This is a genomic window from Mucilaginibacter flavus, assembly GCF_030409315.1.
Taxonomy (GTDB): domain Bacteria; phylum Bacteroidota; class Bacteroidia; order Sphingobacteriales; family Sphingobacteriaceae; genus Mucilaginibacter; species Mucilaginibacter flavus.
In genome coordinates, this window is record NZ_JAUFPS010000024.1 from 163,994 (window position 1) to 190,167 (window position 26,174).

Consider the following 26,174-nt stretch of genomic DNA (forward strand, 5'->3'; position numbering starts at 1 on the left):
CTTAAAAACGATCAATTAGTTATAAATATCTTACATTTATTAAACTGATTGACTTGTTATTTCGTATACACCATGAAACAACTATAAGTTGTACCAATGAGTAAATATTTAAGCCTTTTATTATTGTTAATGTTTGCCGGCAACATTGCATTTTGCCAGGTGGCTGATATTAACAAAATACAAAAAGGGCTTCCCTCCATTACCGATAGTACCAAATATGTTGATGCTTTAAACCGCCTTGGCATGCTGATGTATGAAAAGAACGTAGACAATTCTTTTTATTATGCCAAACTCGCGCGCGCCATTTCAACCCGGATAAAATATGCCCAGGGCCAGGCCGATGCCATTAACATAATTGGCATAGTGTATGATTTGCGCGGCAATTTGCAGCTATCGTTAAAATATTATAATGATGCCTATAACCGCTACGTAGCCTTAGACGATTCGGCCAATATTGTGCAAGGCCTCATGAATATAGGCCTGGTATTCAATGAAAACAAAGAGGATAAAAAGGCTATTGATAACTTTAAGCACGCGATGGCCATTGGCGAAAATATCAAAAAAGATTCCATCATGTCATTGGCGTATTGTAACTACCTGTTGCTGTACCCCGCACAAATTAGTAAAGACTCTACAAACCTGTTACTTATCAAAGCCCGCCAAATTGCAACCAAATACAAAGATGAAAGAGTTTTACTGGTAATTGACCAGATACAGGCTAACCTGTACATCAAAAACGGCGAACGGGAAAAAGGCATTGCATTGCTACGAAAGGCGGCAGCCGAAGGTATAGCGATGGAAATAAACTATGCCACCCTTGATATCCTCAAAAACCTTGGCGATATTTTTACCGCTATCGATACCAGCAAGGCTTTAGATTTCTATAAACAAGGCTTAAGTATTGCCGAAAAACAAAGCTATCATTATTATGAAAAGATATTTGGCAAAAACCTGTACAACATATACATAAAACAAAACAACCTTCCCGAAGTGCAGCGGTATAGCGAAAAACTAATGCAGCTTTATGAGGATGAAGAGCTGTATACCAACACATCGGGCTTTGATTATATTGATTACGCCATAAAGGACCAGCAGCTGGAAGCCCTTACCATAAGGGCGGATAATCGCAAAACGCTGATTTTTGTTTTTGGCTTCCTGTTTATAGTAACAGGCGTATCCGTTGTAGTATTTTACCGCTTATACCACCTTAAACAACGCCATAACCAGGTGCTGGAAGAGTTAAACAAAACTGTGCAGCTGCGAAACGAGAAACTGGAGATTGACCATGAGTTTAATAACCGACTGATATCTATACTCGCGCATGATTTCAGACAGCCGCTGGGGACCCTAAAAACACTGGCTACTGTTTTGAAAGACGCGGATTCGTTTACCCGCGAAGAGCTAATGTCCTTAGTAGATAATATGGCGCAGGCATCAAACATGTCGCTTGAGATTTTTGAAAATATACTACAGTGGATTAAACAACAACTATCAGGCTTTAGCTATCAACCCGCGCTATTACCCTTGAGGGAGTTAATAGACGAGGCATTACAGCCATTTGCCCGGCTTGCCGAAGAATATGAAATTACGGTGATTAACAACATTGATGGCAGCATCAGTATGAGTGCCGATAAAGAACTGGTGCAATTTATACACCGCAATTTTATTCATAATGCCATCAAATTTTCGCCCAAGCATTCAACCATCACTATTGTTGCTTTTAGTGACCGGGGCGAAACTACACTTTGTGTACAGGACGAAGGCAAAGGTATTTCGCCCGAAAAACTTCCTACCATTTTTAACTTTAAAGCAGATCTTAAATACAGTAACGAAAAAGAAAAAGGAGCAGGCGTAGCCCTGATGATTTGTAATGACTTTATTGAGAAAATGCACGGTCGTATTTGGGTAGAGAACAATCAAAGCAAAGGGGCGTCATTTTGTTACGCGCTCCCCACCCCTGTTATTGACTACCCCAAAAAAAGTGCCTTAAAAAGGGCCGCGCGTACTTTTACAAAAAATAAACCCTCCAAACCTTAACACATTTAGAGGGCTGTATAAACAGCAAAAGAAATTACTTCAACAACACCTTGGTAGCACCATAGCCAAATTTTTCTTTACGGGCATCCATAAAGGTTTGCACTTTGGGGTGTTTGCCTAATAGTTTATGTAATTCATTGCGCAAAGTACCGTTGCCGGCACCATGTATAAATGTTACCTCGGGTAGCTGATGTACTATGGCGGCATCTAAGGCTTTATGAAAGTGGGCCAGCTGGATGCTCAGCATTTCGCTGCTTTGCAAAAACGGGTAATCATCGCGCAGTTTTTCGATATGCAAATCAACCTCGCTTACCGGTTTGGTTATTACTACCTTTTCCTCGGCAGGTTTAAAAAAACTTTCTTTCAGTTTTTGGGCATCTATAACCAGTTCGGGTTCATCAAGCCTGATGAGCCATCCCGCCTGATTTAACAAAGGAACCTGTTTTTTGGTGCCCGAAAAATCCTTTGCTTTAAATTTTTCTTTTAACACTAAAGGCGCCGGCTGTTCAATATTATGCTTTGTGCTGTAAAGAATTTGAAAAGTAAACTCGGGCCATAATTGTAAATCGGCTAATTGAGCAGAATAGATGATTTCTGTTTTGCCGGCCGCTATAATCCCCGCAAATTCTCCTTTAAACACCTGTTGCTTAGCGGTGCTCAGAGTTGCCATTAACTGGAAAGATGTAGTGTTTATTAAATGAAAATGCACCACAGATTGCGCCCGTACATCGGTTACTACCCCTAAATAAATTCCTTTGGTTTCAAATTGCGTTAAATCAACAGGTTTTTCATCTGCCAATGCCGCTTTTTTTGAGCCGGCAGGCTCATAACCGTGTACCGTTGTTACCTTACTTGCAAGTACAGGAATCTCAAATTCATCTTCTCCAGTAACGCCTATCATTTGGTCGTCAATAATGCGGGTTACAAAACCTTCCATTTTTTCATCAACAAACCGAACAAAATCGCCTAATTTATATTTCATAGATATGCTTATCAGTTAGCAAAGTTAGCTTATATACGCACATTAAAATATAAAATAAAGTATACCCATTAATTAAACATTTAACTACTGCCGCATTAAGCGGCATGTGCAACATTTTTACCTTTAAAATTATGAGCGATAACACCCCTAATCACTTAGATCCTTACCTGTTAAAACAGGTGTTTGTACACAACCTTAACCGCATTTATTTTGGCAAATGCTACCTCAACAAAAACCTTGAAAACATTATCGGCCTTGCTTCTTTCAGTAATTTAAAACTGGCTATTAATGAGTTTTGGAGCGATATTAAAAAGCAGATTATCAGGATGGATGAGGTTTACACTTACATGGGCGAAATTCCCTCTGATAAAAACTGTAACCCCATAAAAGCCATTGTTAAAGATGAGTTTTGTCTTGACGAAAAACAAGCCATAACCGTTTTAAGCGATATGGACATTATCATGTACATACAATTGTTGGAACACGTAAATATTACATCGTGCCGTATGTTGATGATGGTAGCAAAACTATTAAAATATGATAAGGTAACGCAACTACTTACGGAGTGTTTTGATGAATCGGTAGATAATGACCGCCTTTTTATGATTATATCGAAAGAATATTTAACTGAAGATTAAGCACTTAACATTACTTGTAGTTAAAAAATAAAGCCATCCGCATAAAGCGAATGGCTCAAATATTAGTTATTTAATACCCCTATTAAAATAACTTAAACAAATAGAATAAATATTTCTCATAATAGCAAGCGCTTTGCCATCAAAAAAATAGATGTTACGTTTTTGTTACTAAAAACTGACCTAAAAGTAGGTAAATTAAAAATTCATTTTATGTTGTAACATTTTTCTGTTAAGAGCATCTTTACAAAGATTAATACTATTAACTATGAACATCATTAAACCTTTAATGCTAACGGCATTATCATGCGTTGCATTAACGCGGGTAAATGCCCAGGATTTGTATAAGCCCCGCGATATACAAAAAGCCTTTGACAAAGGCACCCGCCAGGCCGATGGTAAACCAGGCAAAAACTACTGGCAAAACCATGGCACTTACAATATTACTATTACCGCCCTGCCACCAGATAGAAATATCAAGGGAACAGAAACCATCACCTATGTTAACAACAGCCCCGATACCTTAAAGAGGCTTAACATGAAGCTGATTCTTAACATCCACAAACCAGGTGTGGCCCGTTTTGGGGATACAGGCCCTGATTATCTTACATCCGGCGTTCACTTTGATAAGTTTTTGGCAGATGGCGAAGCCGTTAAAGTAAACGGCGAAGGCGCATCAACCAATATGCGGGTTGATTTAAGCAAACCGCTGGCACCACACGCGCAGGTTAAGCTTGATATCGACTGGCACTTCCAGATCTCATTACAAAGCGGCCGCGAAGGGATGATTGATCCAACCACTTATTACCTGGCTTACTTTTACCCGCGCGTATCTGTGTATGATGATTACAACGGCTGGGACAGGCTGCCCTTTTTAGACGGGCAAGAGTTTTATAACGATTTTAATGATTACACCCTTACCGTAAACGCTCCTAAAAACTACATTGTATGGGCTACAGGTACCCTGCAAAACCCTAAAGAGGTTTTACAGCCCGAATATGCTAAGCGTCTTGAAAAATCAATGACCAGCGATTCGACAGTTCACATTGCAACCGCGGCTGATTTAGCTAAACAGAAAATAACAGCTCAAAAAGATCAAAACTCATGGGTTTGGAAAGCTAACGACATCAGCGATATGGCTGTGGGCATAAGTGACCATTATGTATGGGATGGCGCAAGCGCTATAGTTGATGATGCCACCCACCGCCGTGCCAGCATGCAGGCCGCATTTCAGGATAGTGCCGCCGATTTTCATCATGCAGTACAAGCCGGTCGCCATTCTTTAAGCTGGTTATCTCACAACTGGCCGGGCGTACCCTACCCTTTTCCTAAAATGACGGCTTTCCAGGGCTTTGCCGATATGGAATACCCAATGATGGTAAATGACAGCCATACAGATGATATCCAGTTTGCGGCCTTTGTACAGGACCATGAAATTGCACATACCTATTTCCCTTTTTACATGGGTATCAATGAAAGCCGTTATGCTTTTATGGACGAAGGCTGGGCTACCACTTTTGAGCGCCTTATTGGTGCCGATGAAGTTGGACAGGAAAAAGCCGACGCGCTTTACAAAGACTTCAGGATTAACGGTTATATCCATGACGCTGTAACATCAGAAGATTTGCCTATTATAACCCCTTCAAGCGAGTTAAGGGCGGGCTATGGCAATAACTCTTACGGCAAGCCATCCTTAAGCTATTTCGCTTTAAAAGACATGCTGGGCGACGAGCTATTTAAAAAGGCCTTACATGGCTATATGGATCGCTGGCATGGCAAACACCCTATTCCGTGGGATTATTTTAACTCTATGAACGATGTATCGGGCAGAAACCTTAACTGGTTTTTTAATAACTGGTTTTTCACCAACTATTATATCGACCTGAGCCTGCAAAAAATAAGCAAAGCATCTGATGGTTATGTAGCCGATATTAAAAACGTGGGTGGTTTTGCTATCCCGTTTGATGTAAAGATCACTTATACCGATGGCACAACAGAAACCAAACACCAAACGCCTGCCGTTTGGGAACGCGATCAAAAACAGGTTTCGATAAACCTTAAAACTGCTAAAACCATCAAAACGGTAACCTTAGACGGCGGCATATTTATGGACGCGACAGAAAAAGATAATACGTTAGATGTTAAATAATATTTCAAAAACATATAACAACAAAAAATCCGACCAATTGGCCGGATTTTTTGTTGTTAGCATAGTACTAAATATTATGCGTTTTGTATACTATTGTTCCAGTTGTTGGCAGTAGTTTTCACTTTGGCTTTTGCATCGTCAGCAAAGTCTTCCGCTACGGCCTGCGCCCTATCGGCTGCTGCTTTGGCTTTTGAACGGGCAGTGTCAATAGCATCGTCTTTATAATCGTACAAATCGCTTACCGTGCCATTAAACTTTGCTTTTGCCGATTCGATGGCGTCATTGCTATATTGTTTTACGTTGTTTGCTGTAGTTTGCGCTTTAGTTTTAGCTGTATCAACCAAATCATTAATGTAATCGGCTATATCGTCGCGCAGGTCGCCACCTTTTTCCGGAGCTAATAGTAAACCTAATGCAGCACCCGCTGCGGCACCTACCAATAGTGCGGCTATAATTTTTGCTTGATCTTTCATTTTTGTTATGTTTTTAAATGTGATGATTCAATTGCAGTTATATAAACAACAACAATGCCAGTTTTGAGACTGTTGGACTTTTAGACCATAGGACTTGGAGACAAAAGATTTTGGGATAAAGGAGCAAGGACTTTTGGACAAAAGACAAAAACACTAATGACTAATGACAGCGTAGCGAAATGACTAATGACGGCGCAGCCTAATGACAGCGCAGCGAAATGACTAAAATAAAAAAGGCATCCACTAAAAAGTGAATGCCCGGTATGCTTAATGATATATTATACTTAGATAACTTTTACATTTACCGCATTTAAACCTTTTCTGCCGTTTTCAACTTCAAATTCTACTTTGTCGTTTTCACGGATCTCGTCGATAAGGCCTGTTGAATGAACAAAAACGTCTTGACCACCACCTGTTGGTGTAATAAATCCAAAACCTTTTGTCTCATTAAAAAATTTTACTGTTCCTTCTTTTTGCATTATTTTATTTATTAAAGTCGGCAAGGTATGGATAATTTTATTGATTTGAGGATTTGAAAATTTGAGGACTTGAAAATGACAAAGGCACTCACTGCACCAAAAAACAAACCATGGCATCTATCTTATTTAAGTTCAAAGTATTAAAGATTCGAAAAAACTAATTTTCAAATCTTCAAAATCTCAAATCTTCAAATTAAAATTACGCCACAATGGCTAAGTGCCCACCCTGAATGGTATCTTCCGAATCTTTGACAATACCCTTGATTTTTTCATCAAGCTCCTGCACGGTGAGTTCCATAATATCGAAGTAGCTGAAATCGATATTTTCCATACGCATCAAATCCATTATTCCTAAAAGGGAAGCAACCGGCCGGCGCAGCTCGTGCGATTGGATAATGGCAATACGCTGTAAAGCCTCGTTTTGTATCCTTATTTGTTCCTCGTGCCTTTTTCGGGTGGTAATATCGGTTGAGTTGAGCGCCACTCCAATAACAACCCCGCTGATATCTTTAACAGGGATAAAAGAGGTTTCCTTCCAGCATTCATTGATCGTTCCGGGAAACAATGCCCATTCACGTTTTATTGAACGTCCGGCAAGGGCCACGTTAAAATATTTGCTAAATTGATGCAACAACTCCGGCGATGTATATTGCAAAATACTATCGCCATTGGTGAGTTTTTTATTAAATGTAGTACGTATAAAAACGGAAGCCGATTTGTTGAACGCCAATACCTCCAATTGCCGGCCTACCAAAATATGAGTATCCTTTGAACTGTCAAAAATAGCTTTAAGCTTCATCTCTGATTTTCCGATAGCCGCTTTTTGAATTTGTGTTTGCTGGTGCTGATGCTCTAAAGTTTGCAAGCTCCAGTTAAGTTCCATGAGGTTTAAAACTTGTTTGGCCAGTACCCTTAATGAGTTTATTTGGCTGGCGCTTAACTGCGCGGGTTGCACGTCAACAACACAAAGCGTCCCAAGTGCAAAACCGTCTTTGGTGATCAACGGTGCGCCGGCATAAAACCTGGCCTGTATGCCGCCCGTAACTAACGGACTATTACAAAAACGCTCATCCAAAGTTAAATCCGGCACTACAAAAACATCGGTTTGCTTAATGGTATAATTACAAAAGGCCAACTCCCTGTCGGTACAATCTACATTGGTACCAACGGCGGCTTTAAACCATTGTTTTTCATCGTCAAGGAGGGTTACAAGGGCCACAGGAGTATTACAAATCTGGGCGGCTAAGCCCACAATTTCATTCAAATCAGTAACGATCTGATGGTCAAGTTCCATAAATTTCCTTACTGCCTGCAGGCGTAGTAATTCGTTACTCATTATAAAGTTTGTATAGATGTATCTATGGGCGATTATACTTTTTTGTTTACTACGATCAAAAAGATTATTTAGTTGTCGGTTTAACACTAATCCGTTCAATTATAGCTATCAGGAATACGAAACATCAATTCACAGCAGTTGTTTCAAAAATTATGAAATACCAATCGCAAAAACGCAGCAAGGTTTAAAACAACCTAAACTTTGGTTTTCGTGTCAAAAAAAAGCCCTTCAGCTTTTGGGGCCAACGGGCTTACTAAAAGTAATAATCGCACAAAAACAACCACAACACAGTCCTTATTATTTTAGCTACATTTTTAAAATTGTGTACAGCTATGTTGCTAAACGTAATTTTTTGAATCATGTACACTTAATATACGCCACCAGCGGGTTTTTAGTTTTCAGAAAACGTATTTTCGCCCCAAATCAAAAAACACAATATGAAGGCCTTTATATTCGACCTTAATGGCACCATGATTAATGATATGCCTTACCATACCAAAGCATGGCAATCGCTTTTGAATGACCAGCTGGGCGGCAACTTTACCTGGGACGAAGTTAAAAAACAGATGTACGGCAAAAATCCCGAAGTATTGGTGAGGATGTTTGGCCCTGATAGGTTTACTTTAGATGAGATGAACGATTTATCGTACAAAAAGGAAGAACGCTACCAACAGGAGTTTTTACCCCAGCTGGCCCTATTACCCGGCTTACATGAGTTTTTAGAAGCTGCCCATCAACAAGGTATCCCTATGGCCATCGGCTCGGCGGCTATTCCTTTTAATATCAATTTTGTGTTGGATAACCTTAACATCAGGCATTATTTTAAAGCAATAGTAAGTGCGGATGATGTTGTGCTAAGTAAACCACATCCCGAAACTTTTTTAAAGGCGGCAGAACTGCTTAACACCTTACCAACAGATTGTATAGTGTTTGAGGATGTACCCAAGGGCGTTGAAGCAGCGGATAATGCAGGTATGAAATCTGTTGTATTAACCACCACCCACCAGGAAGATGAGTTTAGCCAATTAACTAATATTCTCCATTTTTCGCCCGATTTTACCGATACCTATTTTACTAACCTGCTGGCTCAGTAAGAATAATGCAAGCAACTGTTACACATTAGTTTAATTTAACGTATAATTGGTTTAGAATTTATACCCCTAAAGCTAAACCAATTATAATATGAAAATTAAACTTTATGTAATCCTATTGGCCGTTGGGGGATTTTTAAGCTCATGCAGTGATCATGTGTATGGCCCGGCTCTGCATCACAGCGATATGGCTTATATGCCTAAGCCAATGTCAATGGATAGCGCCAAATCAGCCACCTACCTATCCGGCGGCGTGGTAGTTGACTTTAGCAACAACCTGTCTGATGTGTTGACAAGCGGGCAATTGAATATCAGCGAAGCCCATACCTTTCAAAACTTTAACCTGGCTTACGGCGGTTTTACATCTTTGGGTAATTACGAAAATTATGATTTGGAGAAAGACAACCCGCATTACTTTAAAAACAAGTTTTTCGGAGCAGTTGGTGGGCGCCTATCGGGTAACTTTTTTACCAATCTTGATAACCGTACCGATTTCCGCATCATAGGTTTCGAAGCCGTTTACAGCCACGAATTTGGCGACTATGCCCGCTTTAGAAGAGCGGTAACCGGCGACCCCAGCTTTTACACCGACACCCGCACCGACCTGTTTACAGGTGGCCTTACCAGTGAAATAGTTTTTCATGGCCGCAGGCCTAATACCCAAATGGGTTTTCGCGCTTTTGTGGGTAAAACTTTTGGTAACGATAATATTTACAACAACACTAATAACAATTACGTAAGCTATAAAACGCCCACAGTGGTTTCCTTCGCGTACTTTTTACAGCTTAAGCAATACTTTTTTGTTGTTGAAGGCGGCACCTATGTACAGTTCAGATTAGGCGTTAAATTTTAAGCGCTTACTCTGAGTAAACGCTTCCTACCCTATCGCGTAAATTATAACCCGAAGCCATAACCTCGCCGTATGCACCCGCCGTGCGTACGGCAATCAAGTCGCCACGGAAAGACTCGGGCATATCCACATCCTTCTGAAAACAATCGGTACTCTCGCAAATAGGACCAACAATATCGTATTTTAAGTGGTGAGTGGCAGCCTCATCTTGATTCTTGACTCTTGATTCTTGACTCTTGATTCCTGATTCTTGGCTCTCTCTACTTATATTCTCTATCTGATGATAAGCCTGATAAAGCATCGGTCGAATTAATTCCGTCATACCGGCATCTAATACCAGGAAATTTTTCTTTTTTCCGTTTTTAACGTACAGTACCCTTGATATCAAAGAAGCGCTTTGTGCAACCAATGCTCTGCCAAGTTCAAAATGAACTTCCTGGCCGGGTTTTACATTCAGGAATTGTTTAAACACCTGGAAATAGTTTTCAAAATCGGCTATGTTGGTATCTGGGCTATAGTAATCAACCCCAAGACCACCGCCTGTATTTAACACCTTAACCGGGAAACCGTGATCTTCAAACCAATCCTGCATTTCGTTAATGCGGGTGCAAAGGCTTTTATAAACTTCCAGATCGGTAATTTGCGAACCGATATGGAAGTGGATGCCTAAAAATTGCAGACTGGCGCATTTGCGCAGCATGGCGGCAACGTCCGGCAGTTGCCAAATGTTAATGCCGAATTTATTTTCATCCAGCCCTGTTGTTATAAAATGATGCGTATGCGCGTCAACATTAGGGTTTATGCGGATAGCCACATTGGCCTTTTTACCTTTAGCAGCAGCCAGCTCGTTGATAATTTCAAGCTCCTGAACAGACTCTACGTTGAAACAGAAAATATCGGCATCCAAGGCCAGGTTAATTTCCCTGTCTGATTTGCCCACCCCGGCAAAAACAACTTTACCTTTATCAAAGCCATGTTCAATAGCAGCTTTTACCTCGTTACCACTAACGCAATCGGCACCAAAACCAAACGACTGGATCATATCCAAAACCCGGGGGTTAAAATTGGCCTTCATGGCATAATGCACATGGAAACCGTGCTTTAGCGATGCATCGCTGCAGGCCTGTAACGTTTGGTTTAATACCCCCATATCGTAATAATAAAACGGGGTATCTAATTGCGAAAATTTATCTATGGTTTGATTGCTGAACATGCGTTGTAAATTCAAAAGTAAAAAGTCAAAATTCAAAAGTGCTGGAAAGTGAGCGACTTCTTAAATCCGAAATCGAAAATCTCAATTCCGAAATTAAAACAACCTGTTATGCAGGCTTCTTAAGGTTTCTACCTTATCATCGGTTTTAACCAGTAATGATAAGTTGTGATCGCTGCCTCCGTAAGATATCATTCTTAGCGGGATATGCTTAACCGCCTCTAACACGCGGGCTGCATAACCATGCTTTTCGGCACCAAAATCCCCCACTACACAAATAATGGTATGGTTTACGTCGATCTCAACCGAGCCGAATTTATTTAGCTCTGTAGTGATCTCGCCTAAGTAAGTAACATCATCAATAGTTAATGAAACAGCCACCTCCGATGTGGTGATCATATCTATTGATGTTTTATAACGCTCAAAAACCTCAAACACTTTTCGTAAAAAGCCATGAGCTAAAAGCATGCGACTTGATTGGATCTTGATGGCTGTAATACCATCTTTTGCCGCGATGGATTTGATCTTATCTTTTTCGCTGGTATGGGTAATTAAAGTACCCAAGGCCTGTGGGTCCATGGTATTTAACAGGCGTACCGGTATTTTATATTTTTGGGCAGGGAATACGCTTTGCGGATGCAATATTTTGGCACCAAAATAGGCAAGTTCGGCAGCTTCATCAAATGAAAGCTGGGCGATAGGCTGTGTGCCTTTAACAATCCGTGGATCATTATTGTGCATGCCGTCTATATCGGTCCATATCTGTACTTCTTCGCTGCGGATGCCGGCACCAATTAATGATGCGGTGTAATCGCTGCCGCCACGGCGCAGGTTATCGATTTCGCCAAAAGCATTGCGGCAAATAAAGCCCTGGGTAATAAACAGGTTAACCTCGGGTTGTTTATCTAATAAAGGCGTTATTTTTTCGGTGATGTAGTCAACAATAGGCTCATTATCTTCATCTATTTTCATAAAGCTTAGGGCAGGCAATAAAGCCGATGATACACCAATCTCCTTTAAATAAACGTGATATAAAGTGGTTGATAATAGTTCGCCTTGGGCTAAAACGATTTTTTCTTCAATGCTGGTAAACAAATCATTGGCCATATTGCTTAGCAACGCAAAATGGTAATCAATAACACCTTTACCTTGTTGCAAATATTCGGGGTCAGCAAATAGTTCTTTGATGAATAATTCATACTTATCCTTTAAAGCACTAACGAGGATGATAGCCTTCTTCTTATCGCCGGTAAGGTAAGCTTGTCCAATCTCTACCAGGCTATTGGTGGTTCCTGATACTGCCGAAAGCACAACTATTTGCCTTTCCGCCGGATTAATAATGTCAAGGAGCGCCTTCATACGGGCCGGACTGCCCACCGAGGTACCACCAAATTTTAAAACTTTCATCGCTATTGCTGTTAACCAAATTACCGGCACCACGCGTGCCTTTATTTGCGGCGCTAAAAATAGGATTTTAATTGCTTATAGCTAATTAAAATTTAATGGATATAGCGGGCAAAAAGTTTTACAAGGAGGGTGAATTATAAAAGCAAGTAAATTACTTACACAAACGCAAGCCCCGGCTATTACAGCCGGGGACTTCCGTTTATTTGATAAGGTTTGGGTTTATGTAAAGCTGCTTAAATACATGCAGATATAAAATACCTGTTATTGGGTATTATATTAAAAAATAAGCAGCTATACCAAACGTTTTTTGAGGTTTATCAATTACCGGCTACGTCTTTTATTTAAATACATTCTGTTTCACCAAAAACAAAGGCAACGATCCATGATCTAACACGCGGGAATGAAAATCCCTGATGTTAAATTTTTTACCTTCTTTTTGTTGTAACTCTTCGCGCCAATGCAATATTTGCAGGGCACCGTATTTGTAGGTAACCACCTGTGCCGGCCATCGGCGAATACGGGCTATCTCGCGCGGGGCAATATCATCCTGGTTGCGGATGTTTTTTTTCCAAAAGGCCAACGCCTGTTCATCAGTCCAGCCGTAATAATTTAGCCCAACATCCAATGGTACCCGTACCGATCTTACAATATCCCACTCCCATTTACCCAGTTCAGCATATGGTGTTTGGTAAACGCCTAATTGTTTGCCCAACTCCTCGGTATAAGCGCCCCATCCTTCGGCAAAACCCATGTAATAAAATAACTGCTGTACCGCAGATATTCTGGTGTTATTTTCGATACTTGACTGGTAATGATGGCCAGGCACACCCTCATGAATAAACAACCAATCATACATCCGTTTGTTATAGGGCTTATCAAACAGGTTATAGTAAAAGGTATTGTTATCATAATAACCTGGCGTTTGGGCAAGCTGTTTACTTTCGCCGGCTTTAATGGTTAGCTCATGAATTTGGGCATTGTTAAAAAGCTTGGGTAAATTGCTATAAATTATGGTTTTGTTATGTTCAAAGGCCTCCTGTACTTTTTTGGGGTCGCTTTCAAAAAATTCAGGATCATTCAAGTGTTTGTAAAAAGTATCCTCATCAAGTCCGGTTTGTTTCCTTACCGCCTCAATATTTTGCTGTACGCGTTGCACCTCAGCCAGCCCGAATTTGTAGATCTCATTCGGGGTTACATCAGCGCTTACCCAGCGTTTTAGCCAATAGGCATACCATGCTTTACCATTGGGAATGGTGATAATACCTTCTGTTGATATTTTTTCGGGCCTGTGCTTTGCCCATTCCTGCTCTAACGCAATCCGCTCCAGGTTAAGCCTGCATTCGTAAGTTATCAAGGCATAGTCCGTTTTTTGCGACGGGCTTAATTGATCAACCTTATAGTTTGATAATTGGGTTTTGATCCCCTTAAAAAAGGCATCCTGTTGTTCAATTTGCGCGGTAGTGCCAATATGCTCCAGCCCGGTTACATAGCTTAACTCTAACTGGGGTAATTTTAGCTGGTTGTAGCCACTTACAAAGTTATCCCTAAACGTATCAAATTTTTGCTGCCCCACAGCCGGAAATAAACACAGCATTAAAAAAGCAAAGCAGCATAAAAGTGTTTTCATAAATGGGGATTAGATATTACCGATGGTTATAAGCTTCGATCACAATTTAAGCCTGATGTTACAAAAGGCTACGTATTTGTAATTAAACCCTCAATATTTTATAAAAAGAAAGCCGCATTAAACACCTGGTTAATGCGGCTTTCTTTTAAAAGATATCGGCTATTTTTTTTCTTCTGCCCTTTTCAAAACGGCATGAGATTTTGAACCACCAACTTCTAAATCTACAGTAGTTGAATCACCATAGAATTTACCGGTGTGCGGGATATCCATACCACTGGTGCTAATGCTGAATGAAAAAGTAGTGCCATCGGTTTTACCATTGGTTAAAGGCACATCACCTTCGGGAGTTAAGGCGGTACCGGTTAGCTTATCGCCATCAACTTTAAAATTGTAGCTTAAAGGGTACTCTGTACCGCCAATATCTACTTTACCAACCCATTTTCCGTTCAAATCGGCAATTGCCGCAAGGCATACCATAAAGCAGCTTACTAATAGCGCAGTTGTGAATAATTTTCTTTTCATAATGTGATTTTATTGATATCTAAGATAAGACGTTTTTTATCAACTTAAGTTACGGAGATATTAATTATTGAATTATTGAATTATTGAATTATTGAATTATTGAATTATTGAATTATTGAATTATAAATACTTTTTTAATTAAAATTCATCTGCACATCTGAAATTTGCATATCTGCACATCCAACATCTGCACATCTAACACCTGCATATCTGAAATTTCCGTAGTTTTACCGCGATGAAAAAAGTGGAAGTGCTAAAGCTGATCGATCTGATCGAAGAAATTAAAAAACTGGATGACCTGATCACCCAAAACCGTAAAAAAAAGACTTCCGACTTTGTGATTAATCAATACGAGGTTAAAAAGTTGAAAATGATTGGTTCTATCATCAGCGAGTTGGCTAACCCACCTATTCAATCAATGGAAAGCTACCTGCTTATCCAGAAAATACTCAAAAAATATTACCCCAACATCCCCGAAGCCGAGCTGTTAAGTGACATCGACGTAAGCAAAATTGTAGCTGTTATTGAAGGCTAATAAGCTTTAATAAATCATGGCAACGGTAGGCTCAATTTGGCCGCCCTTCCAAAATGTGGTGGCCGGGTGAAAGTGTTTCCATGAATGCCAGTATTCCTGGTAGGCCTGTACTTTGGTCAAGCGTTGTCCTTTCTGAGTACCCGCTATGCACAAACCATCCCAATCCCACACAGAGGCAGTTTCCTTGTCGGTAAGCTGCTCATCTTTATTCAAATCAAAGTGGAACGTTTTGCCGTTTACGGTCGTGTTCCAAACATGGTAGCTTAAGCTATCTTTTTCAATACCTATCAGTAATGAATTATGGTTAAACTCATCGTTAAGTAAACGTTTGTTGTGAATGTGCCGCCAATCATAAGCTTTGGCCTGGCCATTGATAATTACCCCGATAACCCAGCTTTTACGGATCAGCGAATCTTTATTTTTAAGGGTGCTATCCTTATCGATAGCCTGCACCCTGTCGTAATTTTTAAGATCAGCATAATCCGGGGCGTACAGTTTATCGGGCTGCATAATCATTGATGTTGGGTGCTTTTGCAGCCATGCGCCAAGGGTTAGCTGCTCATAAGGCAACTCTTGCAAATGCTGCCCCTTTAGTTTGCCTACAGCCGCGTTACCGGTTGCCTGGTACCACCAGGTGCGGGTGCTTTCATCCTCAATAATGGCGTTGTAATGCCTTGCGCCAACAAGCCTGAAGTTTTGCCGTTTGCCGTTAACTACAGGATTGTAAACCCTACCGGTACGGCACATGGTACAATAGGTTACCAAAACAGGCTGCCCGCCAACGTTATCCTGTACTTTATGATGATAACCTAAATAAATAACCGGGTAGGCTTTGGCCACGCCATTATTTACCACTCCTACCACCAGGTAGTTAAGGGGAACCTTATTATTTAATCCGTTGGCAAATTTGGCAGCCTGGGTTTCCTTAAACATGGTTTCGGCTTTGTACATATAATCGGTTATGTAAAAGCTGCAAAGGCAAAGTATAAACACAATAGCCTTTACCCACCGGCCCCTTTTGGTGTTTTTATTGTAGAATTTATACAGGTACCAAACAATAAATATCAGCCCTATTAAGCGCAGGGGGTTAACAATTTTTTCTAAGTAGTAGCAAACGGTAATGGCATTTAAATCCTGGCTGCCGGGAAAAGGCATCAACAGGTAAGCATGTACCAGGCCAGGTACCACCAGCAAAATTATTCCAATCCAAAATATCCCGGGTCTGTGTATATATTTCTCCATTTAAACTGCTTGTAAAGCGGCATACCTGTTTGCCGATGGCAGGTAACCATTTGTTTTAAGGATGCCGGCAAGCCTGTTGTAAAATGCAGGTTCGGTTGGGGTTACGCTGGCCAGGCCATCTACGTAACGGTTATATAAACTAAACAGGGCGGCAATAAGTACGGTATCATGCAGTTCCAGATCTGTAGCGCCAGCTTGTTTGGCCTTTTCAACCAGCTCCGTCGTTACATTTTTGCCGCTTACCTGGGTTTGTCGGGCAATTTCCAACAGGTATTTCATTTTCTCGGTCACCGGCGCGTTTTCAGGATCATTTTTCACTTTTTCAGCGGTTTCTGTTTCGCCCAGCAGCACATCCGCCGCGGCGGTATGGGCATTGGTACAAAAACGGCATTGGTTACCATTACTCACCACGGTAGCAATCAACTCACGCTCACCTTCGGTAAGCGTTGATTCGCCGCGCAATAAGATCTGGGTAAGCTGCCTTATGGGCAAAGCTGTATCCAGCCGATAATTCAACAAGCCGGTAATACCCGGCAGGTTTTCATCTAATGGTATGTATGGCATATCAAAAGTTAACATTCTCCCGGTTTAAGGCCGGCCAATAAGTTTAAAACAGGTTTTATAATCGACCCTAATTTATCTAAAAAATTAAATAAACAACTGTAAGGGTAAAAATTTATTTAGCAACCTGTTGTTTTTTACGGTTTTCTAAACTTTTGATCTCTTTTTTAAAGTCGACATTATTGAAATCGGCATTTTGGGGCAGCTTCCTAATGCAACTACCCGGGGTATTTATTTTAATGATGACGTTTCCGGCGCCTCAATCAAATGCCCTCCTGCTTAAATTTTACTTTTAACCAACAGCCTTACGGTGTTCATAGTTTAAATTTGTTGAGCAATTAAAACAAAGATGATGAAAGTAGAAATATGGAGCGACGTAATGTGCCCCTTTTGTTATATAGGTAAACGCAGGTTTGAAGAAGCGCTTGAACAATTTGAGCATAAGGACGAGGTTGAAATTGAGTGGAAGAGTTTTCAGCTTAACCCCGATATGAAAACCGATCCTACCATCAACATTAACCAATACCTTGCCGATGCTAAAGGATGGACCTTAGACTACGCAGAGCAAATGAACAACCATGTTACCCAAATGGCTGCCGAAGTTGGTCTTAGCTATGATTTTGACAAGGCAGTAGTCGCAAACAGTTTTAAGGCACATCGTTTTAGTCACCTTGCCAAAAAACGCGGATTGGGCGATAAAGCCGAGGAAGCCTTATTTAACGGCTATTTTACCCAGGGCTTAAATATTGATGACAATGAAACGCTGTTAAAACTTGGCGCAGCTATTGGCCTTGATGCTGCAGAAGTACAACAGGTTTTAGAAAGTGATACTTATGCTGACGCTGTAAAACATGATATTGCAGAAGCACAGTATTTAGGCATCAGGGGGGTACCGTTTTTTGTGATGAACAACAAATATGGCGTATCCGGCGCGCAGGCTGTACCGGTTTTCCAGGAAACTATTGAAAAATCATTCGCCGAATGGCAACAGGAAAATAATAAGCCAAAACTCACTATTATTGAAGGTGAATCATGCACACCAGATGGCGATTGCGGATAATGGATAAATCTGTTACGCTAAACTAACGGCACATTTCCTCAAGAACTTTAATAGCGCGGGCTAAGTGAGTAAATCATTTAGTCCGCGCTATTTTTGCTTAAAGCGAAAGCTATACAATCATCGCATAAAATAGTTTTCAACATTTTTAAATACCACGAAACTATTATATATTTAATGCACGTAAAACTGTTAAAATCAGCAGGGTGTGTATGAAAGACATTTACTATAAAATTTTCACTGTATTATTTTTAACTGCCGCTATGAGCAGCTGTAAACTGGAAGGAGACGTGCTTCCTGCCGGAGCGTCAACTACCGGAACTGGCACTGGAACCGGAACTGGCACTGGCACCGGAACTGGGACTGGCACCGGAACTGGGACTGGCACTGGTACGGGAACTGGCACCGGAACTGGTACTGGCACAGAAGATGGGGCCGGCCTTGCCATAGGTGCATCCGGAACTATTATTTACCAGGTTGATAACGGCAGTGTTGTAACATTAAATTCTTATACCAATTTTGTGATATTTAAACCGGGCGACCCTCAAACCAGCGCGATTTATCCTAATGGTGGTGTGCAAATAGGCATGCTTAATCCACAGAATCCAGCCAACGCTTTTATTATGTCATTTATGGGCGCTGTACCGGGCACTTTTGATATATTTATAACTTCAATTACTGCGGGAGGTAAAGCCCTAAGCGGCACGGGCGGCAGGGCAAAAGCCACTGTATTAACCTATTCAACAAATGTAAAAGGAACAGTAACGGGCACTTTTAACAGCACGGTAATGGATGATTCGTTCGCCAGCCATACCGTTAAAGGTTCGTTTAACTTAAAGCAATAAATACACCCAAACCAATCATTATTATTTAGCAGCTGTTGTAAAACAGCTGCTTTTGTTTTTTAAGGATCAAAACACATTCCAAAGTAAAAAACGATTTAGCATAGTAATTATTTATATAATTGCCTTATATTTGCATCAGTACAACTAAGTGTACTTTTTACACTTAGTTGGTTTAAAATGATAGATACACCCATAAAAATACAATCAGTAAACACCCGGTTACAGCTACGCATAGCTGTAGGCGCTATGTTTTTTATGGCTGGCTTAAGCTTTTCAAGCTGGGCATCGCGTATTGCCACCGTGCAGCAAACCATGGGCTTATCTGATGCCGCTTTAGGCGCGGTATTATTTGCTTTGCCAGTTGGTTTAATGTGTTCCCTCCCCTTTTCTGGCTGGATCATTACCAAAATTGGCAGTCGCCGTTTGCTTATTATCGCTTTATTGGTTTACTCTGCCGCCTTGGTGAGTTTGGGTCTGGCTCAAAATACTTTTCAGCTTATTATTTGTTTGGTTGCCTTTGGTTTTAGTAGCAACGCGGTTAACATATCTGTAAATACCCAGGCCGTAGCTACCGAAGAAGCTTATCAGAAACCTATCCTGGCATCTTTTCACGGTTTATGGAGCCTGGCTGGTTTTACAGGCGCGGGTATAGGCACGTTCATGATTGCTCACGATATCACTCCCTTTCATCATTTTGTGTTGATGCTGATTGTAATTGCTATTGGCGTTGTGATAGCGGCCCGTTATTTAAAAGACGATAAAGTTGCCAATGCAGGCCCCGTATTTGTAATGCCCGATAGCTCCCTGGTTAAATTGGGGATCATCGCCTTTTGTTCCATGATATGCGAAGGCGCCATGTTTGATTGGAGCGTAATTTACTTTAAAAAGGTGGTACTTGCCCCTACTGCTATGGTAGGCATCGGCTTTACTGCATTTATGGCTACCATGGCCGGCGGGCGTTTCGTTGCCGATTGGTTTGCTCATCGCTTCGGCTTAAAAAGAACCTTACAGGTTAGTGGCTCATTAACGGCTACAGGCCTGGCCATAGCCGTAGCTTTCCCATATATTTATACTGCTATAGCCGGCTTTTTGTTAGTTGGCGCAGGCGTATCATCGGTGGTACCTATGGTGTACAGCGCCGCGGGCAAATCAAAAACCATGCAACCCGGTGTTGCACTGGCAGCGGTATCAACCATTGGCTTCCTGGGCTTTTTAGTTGGGCCGCCGGTAATTGGCTTTATAGCAGGCATAGCTACGCTAAGGGCTTCATTTGTGCTGATAGCTATGATGGGTTTATCGGTAGTGATTGTTTCCTCTAAGGCCAAACTTGACGCCTAAGCATCCCCTCAATTTACTACACCAGGATTAAGCAGGTAATCAAACTGCTCATAGCCGTTATGTATCATAAACTTCAGGCGTTCCTTAGGTAATTCAATATCCAGGGCCAGTAGTGCCAGTGTTTCGGGCAAATTATCGCGAATCAGTTTCAGATCGGTAATATGGGGCATATCAATTAAAATATCATTCCCCTGTGCCTCAATTTTCCATCCCGACAGGTTACTGCTATGCAGTATATCCAGCCATTTTTGTTGATAAGCGTTCATAATCTTATTTTATTAATAAAAGCATCAAGAGCGGGATTGGTTTTATTTTTTATAAGATTTTCAAACTGTTAACCATAGTAATTTTATACCTTAGCATTGTACATACATAAGTACATTACCAATATAAACCGGTTATAATTTTCGCTCATGAACTTTTTAAATACCGTACTTGATCTTTTTAAAGGCTTTTTTGGATGGGGCAGCTGGCATAATCTTACCGAGATCATCAAAACCGGCGATTATGGCAAGCTACTCACCTACGAGGGTGTGCAGGCTATGCTTTTCCCTATTATGCCTTTTTTGTTGCTGCTGGAAATTATCAGGGGAGCTTTTTATAAACGCTTTAAGGTTATCCATTACAAACTGCCCTTTTTTTCCTTTGTACTCAATTCATTTATAGGCCGGGTGATATCTATCGGCATGATGATATTATGTATAGGCTGGTTTGAAAAGTATGCCATTTTTAAAACCAGCTTTACCTGGTACTGGTTTATTTACGGATATATAGTTTGGGAATTTGGCCATTTCCTGTACCACTATTTTGGCCACAAAGTGCGACTGTTCTGGTGCCTGCATTCCACCCATCACGCGCCCGAAACCATGAACCTATCCATCGGCTTCGCACACTTCTTTTTAGAGGCCCCTTACGCCGATTTTATCCGCACCACAACCTGTATCCTGCTTGGGGTAAGTCCACCCATGTTAGCTGTTATTATGTTTATTGATGGCTTTTGGGGCACCTTCATCCACATTGGTGAAAATGCTATTAAAGACGGCCGGCTTGGCTTTTTAAATAACATCCTGCTTACACCATCGCATCACCGGGTACACCATGCCCGCAATGTAACTTACATGGATACTAATTTTTGTAACCTGTTACCCATTTGGGACAGGGTTTTCGGCACTTATCAAAATGAAGATATCACGATACCCATTGAGTATGGCATTAGTCGCCCGATGATTAAAAATAGTTTCCTGGATGCTTATTTTGGCGAAATAGTAGCCCTTGCAAAAGATGTGTATAAGGCACCGGGTATCAAAAACAAAGTGTTTTATATTTTTATGCCCCCCGGCTGGAGCCACACCGGCGATCATAAGATGACTACCGTGGTTAAGAAGAAATATTTTGAGGAATTGAAAAAGCAGGCTAAGCTTGGTAAGGAGAAGGTATTGGGGTGATAAATTTATAGTACAAAGCCCCAACTTATATGGCAACCTAAAAAGCGTCATTGCGAGGTACTAAGCAATCTCTACACATTCAAATCGGCATTGAAGGTCGCCCTGTATAGTTTGGAGATTGCTTCGTACCTCGCAATGACGTTATTTTTTTCTGTGATATTTATTAGACGATATATAATAATCGCCCCCTCAATCCACAATAAACGGCAGCTTCACATTCTTATAAGCCGGCTTTTGCAGTTGCAGCTTTAATTTTTTGAAGCTTTCGGCCGGGCCCTGGGTTACAAACATGTTACTGAGCCAGGCGGGGATACTACCACCGGGATCGGCGTGAAGGGTATACAACACTTTTACTTTTCCATTGGCTTCTGGCGTTAACACCCACTTTCCATTTGAATCGGCAACGCGTACTATACCGGGTTTTACAGGTACCATATCGGCTACACAGGGGGCGTAAACCGTAATTACTTTAGTGGTGACATCCTGGGTTACTTTAATGTGGGCTATAAAATCGCGGTCGCTTACGGGCCAGGGAACTTCTACTTTGGAGTAATAATATAATTCGGCAGGAGATACCTGTTTTACAATGTAGTTTGATGAGGTGTGGTACAGCCAGTCCTCGCTGTTTTTAACATCCAGCAATACGGCCACCAATTGCGTTGGGGTGGCATTTAACACGCACTCTACTTTAATGGCTTTAATTTTTGAATCGGCAACGCTGCGGGTAAAAATTTTGACGCCATCATTGTCGCTCTTTAATTTCCAGTCGTCGCCCGCTTGCGCGAAGGCAAAATTCACAATCAGGGTAAAAAACAAGGTTAACTTTTTGTACATATAACAGGAGCAGCAGGATTATCATCAAAAATTAAAGCAGCGAATGCGTTAATCTACAATATAGCTCAATTTGGCGTTTTTATAAACAGGCTTCTGCAACTGCACTTTTAGCTTTTTAAAGCTTTCCATAGGGCCTTGCGCAATAAACATATTAGTTAACCAGGCCGGTACGTCGCCTCCCGGATCTGAATGCAACGTGTAAGAAACTTTAACCCTGCCGCCATCCGCAGGCGTAATTATCCACTGCCCTGTCGACTCCTCGATACGCACTATGCCGGATTTGCGCGGCACCATATCTGCTACACATGGCGCATCAACAGTAATTACCTTAGTGGCCGGATTTTGTGATACTTTAATATGCGCAATAAAATCGCGGTTTTTTACCGGCCATGGAACTTTTACCAGCGAGTAATAATAAACCTCGGCAGGCGATACCTGCTTTACCACATGACTTTCTGTTGCATGGTACACCCATCCGTCTTCATTATTGATATCCATAATAACAGATACCAGTTGCGATGGCGTGGCATCCAAATAACACTCAACTTTGATGGCTTTTACTTTAGAGTTGGCAATATTTCGGGTATAAACCCTAATGCCGTCATCATCTTTATCCAGGTTCCAGTTGCTATCTGTATTTGCCCATGCAAACTGTGCTACTAATAGTAGCAAAAAAGTCAGCTTCTTATACATAAGGTTAGCCGGGATATTATCCGGTGTAACAAATCTAATACAAAAACAGGCCGGTGAATTACCGGCCTGTCAACCAAAAGTCATTTGCTTATTGGTAAATATTAAATATGAAACTGCTATGGCAATTGCCTGTTATTTCACTTCAAAAACGTAACTGCCCGCTTTTGCCTGGTAAAAATTGGCAATGGGTTTTCCGCCAAGATAAGCCTTGCCCGCCGGTAACTGGATACTGGCAGTTGAATTTGCCGGGATAGTAACTTTATAGGTAACCCCGCTTGCCGTGCGCTGCCATGATGATATAATTTTACCATGCGGACCGTTGTGCGTTGCCGTAAACTCATTTAAGCCCGGTACAAAATGTGGTGCCAAAATAACGTTTTTAAATCCTGCCTTATCCGCATCGGGATGAATACCGGCTATGCCTTTAAAAAGCCATGCACCAATTTCGCCAAACATGATGTGGTTTAGGGAGATATCAGATTTGGCATCTATCTGCCAGTTTTCATACAGCGTAGTTGCCCCGTTAACCATCCACCAGCCCCATGAAGGGAAAGTTTCCTGCGAGGCCACCTTGTACGCCACATCAGCGTATCCGTTATCGCTTAAAGCGCTTAAAATAGCTTTAGCACCCAGGATGCCTACATCCAGGTGAAAGTTATCGGCGGCCACGCGTGCAGCAAGGTTAGCGGCCACTTTACTTTTAAATTGGTCCGGCACTACGCCCCAAAACAACGGCACGCTCAATTCCGTCTGTAAGCCCTGGCCATAAATGCCGGTTTGCGTATTAAGGTATTTGGCATTGATGACGTTTTTAATTTTGTTGGCCAGGGCAGTGTATTTTACAAAATCATCCTGCTTGCCTAAAATTTTAGCGGCTTTGGCCAAAATATTAGCATCAGTATAATAGTAAACAGATGAGGTTAGCTCAACCGGCGATACTGATTTTACCGGCACCCAATCACCAAGGCCCCAGGTGGTTAAGCCTGATGGGTAAAGATCATTGATGTGGTTAACATATTTTTCTATACTGGTATAGCTATCAGCTAATAATTTGCTATCGCCATAAAATAAATAAATATTCCATGGGATAATTGCTATGGTGCTTGTCCAGTCGGGGCCATTACCCCACTCATAGCCCCAGCCGCCGGTTGGAATGATAGATGGCAGCACACCGTTTGGCTGCTGCTCATCGCGATGATCCGCCAGCCATTTTTCGTAAATGGTAATGGCGTCAAAGTTATACAACCCTGTTTCGCTGGCTATGTGGGCATCACCTGTCCAGCCGTTTTTTTCACGTTGCGGGCAATCTGTAGGGTACCCCTGCAGGTTGCTGAGGTAGCTATGATTGGTAGCGCTCCATATTTGATTAATAGTCGGGTTTGATGATTTAACCTCGCCTATCGGCTCCACATCGCTGTGCATAAAATAGGCCTTCAGGCTCTCTTTAGTAAGTTGAATGGGCTTGCTGCTGCTTACCTCCACATATTGAAAGCCTTTGTAGTTAAACTTAGGCATAAAGGTTTCTTCGCCTTTGCCACCAAGAATAAATATATCTGTTTGGAAAGGGTCTTTATCATCCGTAGGGCGGTAATGCAGGTCGATGTTGGATTGATCAACATGCCCGTTTTTATTCAACCGCTCGGCATGCTTAAGGCGGATCACCGTACCCGAATCGCCTTTAACTGTGATCTGGCTTACGCCCGAAATATTCCGGTCAATATCAAATACCCAAAGATTGTTATCTAATTTAGTAATGGTTTTAGAAGCAATTTCCTCTACATTACGGATAGGCTGCAGGCTTTGCGCCACAATATTGGCAGATGGTGCCGACCGGTTAATCACCTGTTTCCAGGCGCTGTCAACAAAGTTAGGCGTGTTCCATCCTGGTTGCTCTCTGCGGGCATCGTAATGCTCGGCGGTATAAATGCTGTTAAATACTACCGGACTAAAAGCTGTTTTCCATTCGGTGTTTGACGATACCGTTTCGGTAGTGCCATCGGTATAAGTAATGCGCAAATCCATACAAAAGGTTGGCCTGCCACGCCATGGTGCCTGGTGAAAATACCACACGGCGGTACTTTGGTGATTGTACCAGCCATTACCCAACAACACCCCTACCGCGTTTTTGCCGTTTTGGAGGTTTGCGGTTACATCATAAGCAACATATAGCGTGCGCCTGTCAAAACGGGTGTACATGGGATCTAAGCGGTGATTGCCTATTTTTTTGCCGTTAATATACATTTCATATAAACCGGCAACAGCGATATAAGCCCTTGCCGATTTGATGGTTTTAGCTATCTTAAAATCGTGCCTGAAGTATGGCGCAGCCTGCGTGGCAATTCCCTTACCATCGCTAATCCATGAACCTTTCCAATTACGCATTTCCATCATCCCGGTTTCAAAGCTGGTTACCGCCGATGGGGCGAGCTTTTTACCGGCCTCATCCCATAATTGTACGCGCCAATAATATTTGGTAAACGGTTGCAAAGCCTTGCCGTTATAAGTAATTAAGTTTAATGCCGATGTTGTTTTGGCGGTCATCCAGTTGCCACCTTTCCCCTGGCTTACCGCCAAAGAATCGGTACCTACAAAAACCTGGTAGGCTGATTGTGCCGCGCCTTGGTTGGCATTGGCCATTTGCCAGGTTAGGCGCGGGTGTTTAGCATCAATACCAATGGGAGTTACCAGGTATTCGCACTTTAAGGCTACTGCTTGGGCAGGCCCGGCAGCACGGGATTGTTGAACAATATTAAACAGCAAAATGATGTAAAGCGAAAGCTTACATAAAGGATGTTTCATGTATGGAAAGTGTTTGGATGGATAAAT

The 26,174-nt window shown here is 41.6% G+C and carries 24 protein-coding genes; 10 read left to right on the forward strand and 14 right to left on the reverse strand.

Annotated elements, in window-relative coordinates; all coding sequences use genetic code 11:
* Positions 1–96 precede the first annotated feature (96 nt).
* The gene (locus QWZ17_RS08795; RefSeq protein ID WP_290304784.1) at positions 97–2,037 is read left to right on the forward strand and encodes an ATP-binding protein; all 1,941 of its coding nucleotides are present in this window, start codon (positions 97–99) and stop codon (positions 2,035–2,037) included.
* Between the two features lie 34 nt (positions 2,038–2,071).
* On the opposite strand, the gene QWZ17_RS08800 is transcribed toward QWZ17_RS08795, so the two are convergent.
* Complete coding sequence (locus QWZ17_RS08800; RefSeq protein WP_290304785.1) at positions 2,072–3,019, reverse strand: Smr/MutS family protein; 948 nt, start codon at positions 3,017–3,019, stop codon at positions 2,072–2,074.
* 131 nt (positions 3,020–3,150) lie between these two features.
* Here QWZ17_RS08800 and QWZ17_RS08805 point away from each other — a divergent pair, with 131 nt between their 5' ends.
* Together QWZ17_RS08805 and QWZ17_RS08810 are read left to right on the forward strand one after the other, a co-directional pair.
* Positions 3,151–3,657 (forward strand): DUF892 family protein, encoded by a 507-nt coding sequence (locus QWZ17_RS08805; RefSeq protein WP_290304787.1) that lies wholly within the window; start codon positions 3,151–3,153, stop codon positions 3,655–3,657.
* 265 nt (positions 3,658–3,922) lie between these two features.
* Positions 3,923–5,803, forward strand: coding sequence for a M1 family metallopeptidase (locus tag QWZ17_RS08810; RefSeq protein ID WP_290304788.1), 1,881 nt, complete (start codon positions 3,923–3,925; stop codon positions 5,801–5,803).
* 74 nt (positions 5,804–5,877) lie between these two features.
* Here the strand turns inward: QWZ17_RS08810 and QWZ17_RS08815 are convergent, their stop codons facing one another.
* The 3 genes from QWZ17_RS08815 to QWZ17_RS08825 form a co-directional block, all read right to left on the reverse strand.
* The gene (locus tag QWZ17_RS08815; protein WP_290304790.1) at positions 5,878–6,276 is read right to left on the reverse strand and encodes a YtxH domain-containing protein; all 399 of its coding nucleotides are present in this window, start codon (positions 6,274–6,276) and stop codon (positions 5,878–5,880) included.
* 284 nt (positions 6,277–6,560) lie between these two features.
* Positions 6,561–6,755, reverse strand: a complete 195-nt coding sequence (locus tag QWZ17_RS08820; protein WP_290304924.1) for a cold-shock protein — start codon at positions 6,753–6,755, stop codon at positions 6,561–6,563.
* A gap of 199 nt (positions 6,756–6,954) precedes the next feature.
* Positions 6,955–8,091 (reverse strand): PAS domain S-box protein, encoded by a 1,137-nt coding sequence (locus QWZ17_RS08825; RefSeq protein WP_290304791.1) that lies wholly within the window; start codon positions 8,089–8,091, stop codon positions 6,955–6,957.
* Between the two features lie 437 nt (positions 8,092–8,528).
* Here QWZ17_RS08825 and QWZ17_RS08830 point away from each other — a divergent pair, with 437 nt between their 5' ends.
* On the forward strand, positions 8,529–9,185 hold the full coding sequence (locus QWZ17_RS08830; protein ID WP_290304792.1) for an HAD family hydrolase: 657 nt from the start codon (positions 8,529–8,531) through the stop codon (positions 9,183–9,185).
* A gap of 88 nt (positions 9,186–9,273) precedes the next feature.
* Positions 9,274–10,035, forward strand: coding sequence for a hypothetical protein (locus QWZ17_RS08835; protein ID WP_290304793.1), 762 nt, complete (start codon positions 9,274–9,276; stop codon positions 10,033–10,035).
* Positions 10,036–10,039: 4 nt separating this feature from the next.
* On the opposite strand, the gene lysA is transcribed toward QWZ17_RS08835, so the two are convergent.
* From lysA to QWZ17_RS08855, 4 genes are all read right to left on the reverse strand, one after another.
* Complete coding sequence (gene lysA, locus QWZ17_RS08840; RefSeq protein WP_290304796.1) at positions 10,040–11,245, reverse strand: diaminopimelate decarboxylase; 1,206 nt, start codon at positions 11,243–11,245, stop codon at positions 10,040–10,042.
* A gap of 93 nt (positions 11,246–11,338) precedes the next feature.
* Entirely contained in the window at positions 11,339–12,649 is a 1,311-nt protein-coding gene (locus tag QWZ17_RS08845; RefSeq protein ID WP_290304798.1) for an aspartate kinase, read from the reverse strand.
* Between the two features lie 337 nt (positions 12,650–12,986).
* Entirely contained in the window at positions 12,987–14,276 is a 1,290-nt protein-coding gene (locus QWZ17_RS08850; RefSeq protein ID WP_290304799.1) for a DUF885 domain-containing protein, read from the reverse strand.
* 159 nt (positions 14,277–14,435) lie between these two features.
* Positions 14,436–14,798, reverse strand: a complete 363-nt coding sequence (locus tag QWZ17_RS08855) for a hypothetical protein (RefSeq protein WP_290304800.1) — start codon at positions 14,796–14,798, stop codon at positions 14,436–14,438.
* A 235-nt stretch (positions 14,799–15,033) separates the two neighbouring features.
* Between QWZ17_RS08855 and QWZ17_RS08860 the strand changes: the two genes are divergently transcribed.
* Positions 15,034–15,333: a hypothetical protein gene (locus QWZ17_RS08860; RefSeq protein ID WP_290304801.1), complete on the forward strand. Its 300-nt coding sequence runs from the start codon at positions 15,034–15,036 to the stop codon at positions 15,331–15,333.
* A gap of 6 nt (positions 15,334–15,339) precedes the next feature.
* Here QWZ17_RS08860 and QWZ17_RS08865 read toward each other — a convergent pair whose 3' ends face one another.
* On the reverse strand, positions 15,340–16,575 hold the full coding sequence (locus QWZ17_RS08865; protein WP_290304802.1) for a DUF3179 domain-containing (seleno)protein: 1,236 nt from the start codon (positions 16,573–16,575) through the stop codon (positions 15,340–15,342).
* A complete protein-coding gene (locus QWZ17_RS08870) occupies positions 16,576–17,154 on the reverse strand; it encodes a carboxymuconolactone decarboxylase family protein (RefSeq protein WP_290304803.1) in 579 nt (192 codons plus the stop codon).
* Between the two features lie 331 nt (positions 17,155–17,485).
* Here QWZ17_RS08870 and QWZ17_RS08875 point away from each other — a divergent pair, with 331 nt between their 5' ends.
* From QWZ17_RS08875 to QWZ17_RS08885, 3 genes are all read left to right on the forward strand, one after another.
* Positions 17,486–18,196 carry a DsbA family oxidoreductase gene (locus QWZ17_RS08875; protein WP_290304804.1) on the forward strand — a complete coding sequence of 237 codons (711 nt, stop codon included), beginning with the start codon at positions 17,486–17,488 and terminating at the stop codon, positions 18,194–18,196.
* Positions 18,197–18,405: 209 nt separating this feature from the next.
* Positions 18,406–19,038, forward strand: a complete 633-nt coding sequence (locus tag QWZ17_RS08880) for a hypothetical protein (protein WP_290304805.1) — start codon at positions 18,406–18,408, stop codon at positions 19,036–19,038.
* 177 nt (positions 19,039–19,215) lie between these two features.
* On the forward strand, positions 19,216–20,376 hold the full coding sequence (locus tag QWZ17_RS08885; RefSeq protein ID WP_290304806.1) for an MFS transporter: 1,161 nt from the start codon (positions 19,216–19,218) through the stop codon (positions 20,374–20,376).
* 8 nt (positions 20,377–20,384) lie between these two features.
* Here the strand turns inward: QWZ17_RS08885 and QWZ17_RS08890 are convergent, their stop codons facing one another.
* Positions 20,385–20,642: a hypothetical protein gene (locus tag QWZ17_RS08890; protein ID WP_290304807.1), complete on the reverse strand. Its 258-nt coding sequence runs from the start codon at positions 20,640–20,642 to the stop codon at positions 20,385–20,387.
* A gap of 147 nt (positions 20,643–20,789) precedes the next feature.
* Here QWZ17_RS08890 and QWZ17_RS08895 point away from each other — a divergent pair, with 147 nt between their 5' ends.
* Entirely contained in the window at positions 20,790–21,821 is a 1,032-nt protein-coding gene (locus tag QWZ17_RS08895; protein ID WP_290304808.1) for a sterol desaturase family protein, read from the forward strand.
* Between the two features lie 189 nt (positions 21,822–22,010).
* Here the strand turns inward: QWZ17_RS08895 and QWZ17_RS08900 are convergent, their stop codons facing one another.
* The 3 genes from QWZ17_RS08900 to QWZ17_RS08910 form a co-directional block, all read right to left on the reverse strand.
* Complete coding sequence (locus QWZ17_RS08900; RefSeq protein WP_290304809.1) at positions 22,011–22,655, reverse strand: START domain-containing protein; 645 nt, start codon at positions 22,653–22,655, stop codon at positions 22,011–22,013.
* A gap of 48 nt (positions 22,656–22,703) precedes the next feature.
* Positions 22,704–23,348 (reverse strand): START domain-containing protein, encoded by a 645-nt coding sequence (locus QWZ17_RS08905; RefSeq protein ID WP_290304810.1) that lies wholly within the window; start codon positions 23,346–23,348, stop codon positions 22,704–22,706.
* A gap of 132 nt (positions 23,349–23,480) precedes the next feature.
* On the reverse strand, positions 23,481–26,147 hold the full coding sequence (locus tag QWZ17_RS08910; RefSeq protein WP_290304811.1) for an alpha-L-rhamnosidase: 2,667 nt from the start codon (positions 26,145–26,147) through the stop codon (positions 23,481–23,483).
* Between the last annotated feature and the right edge of the window lie 27 nt (positions 26,148–26,174).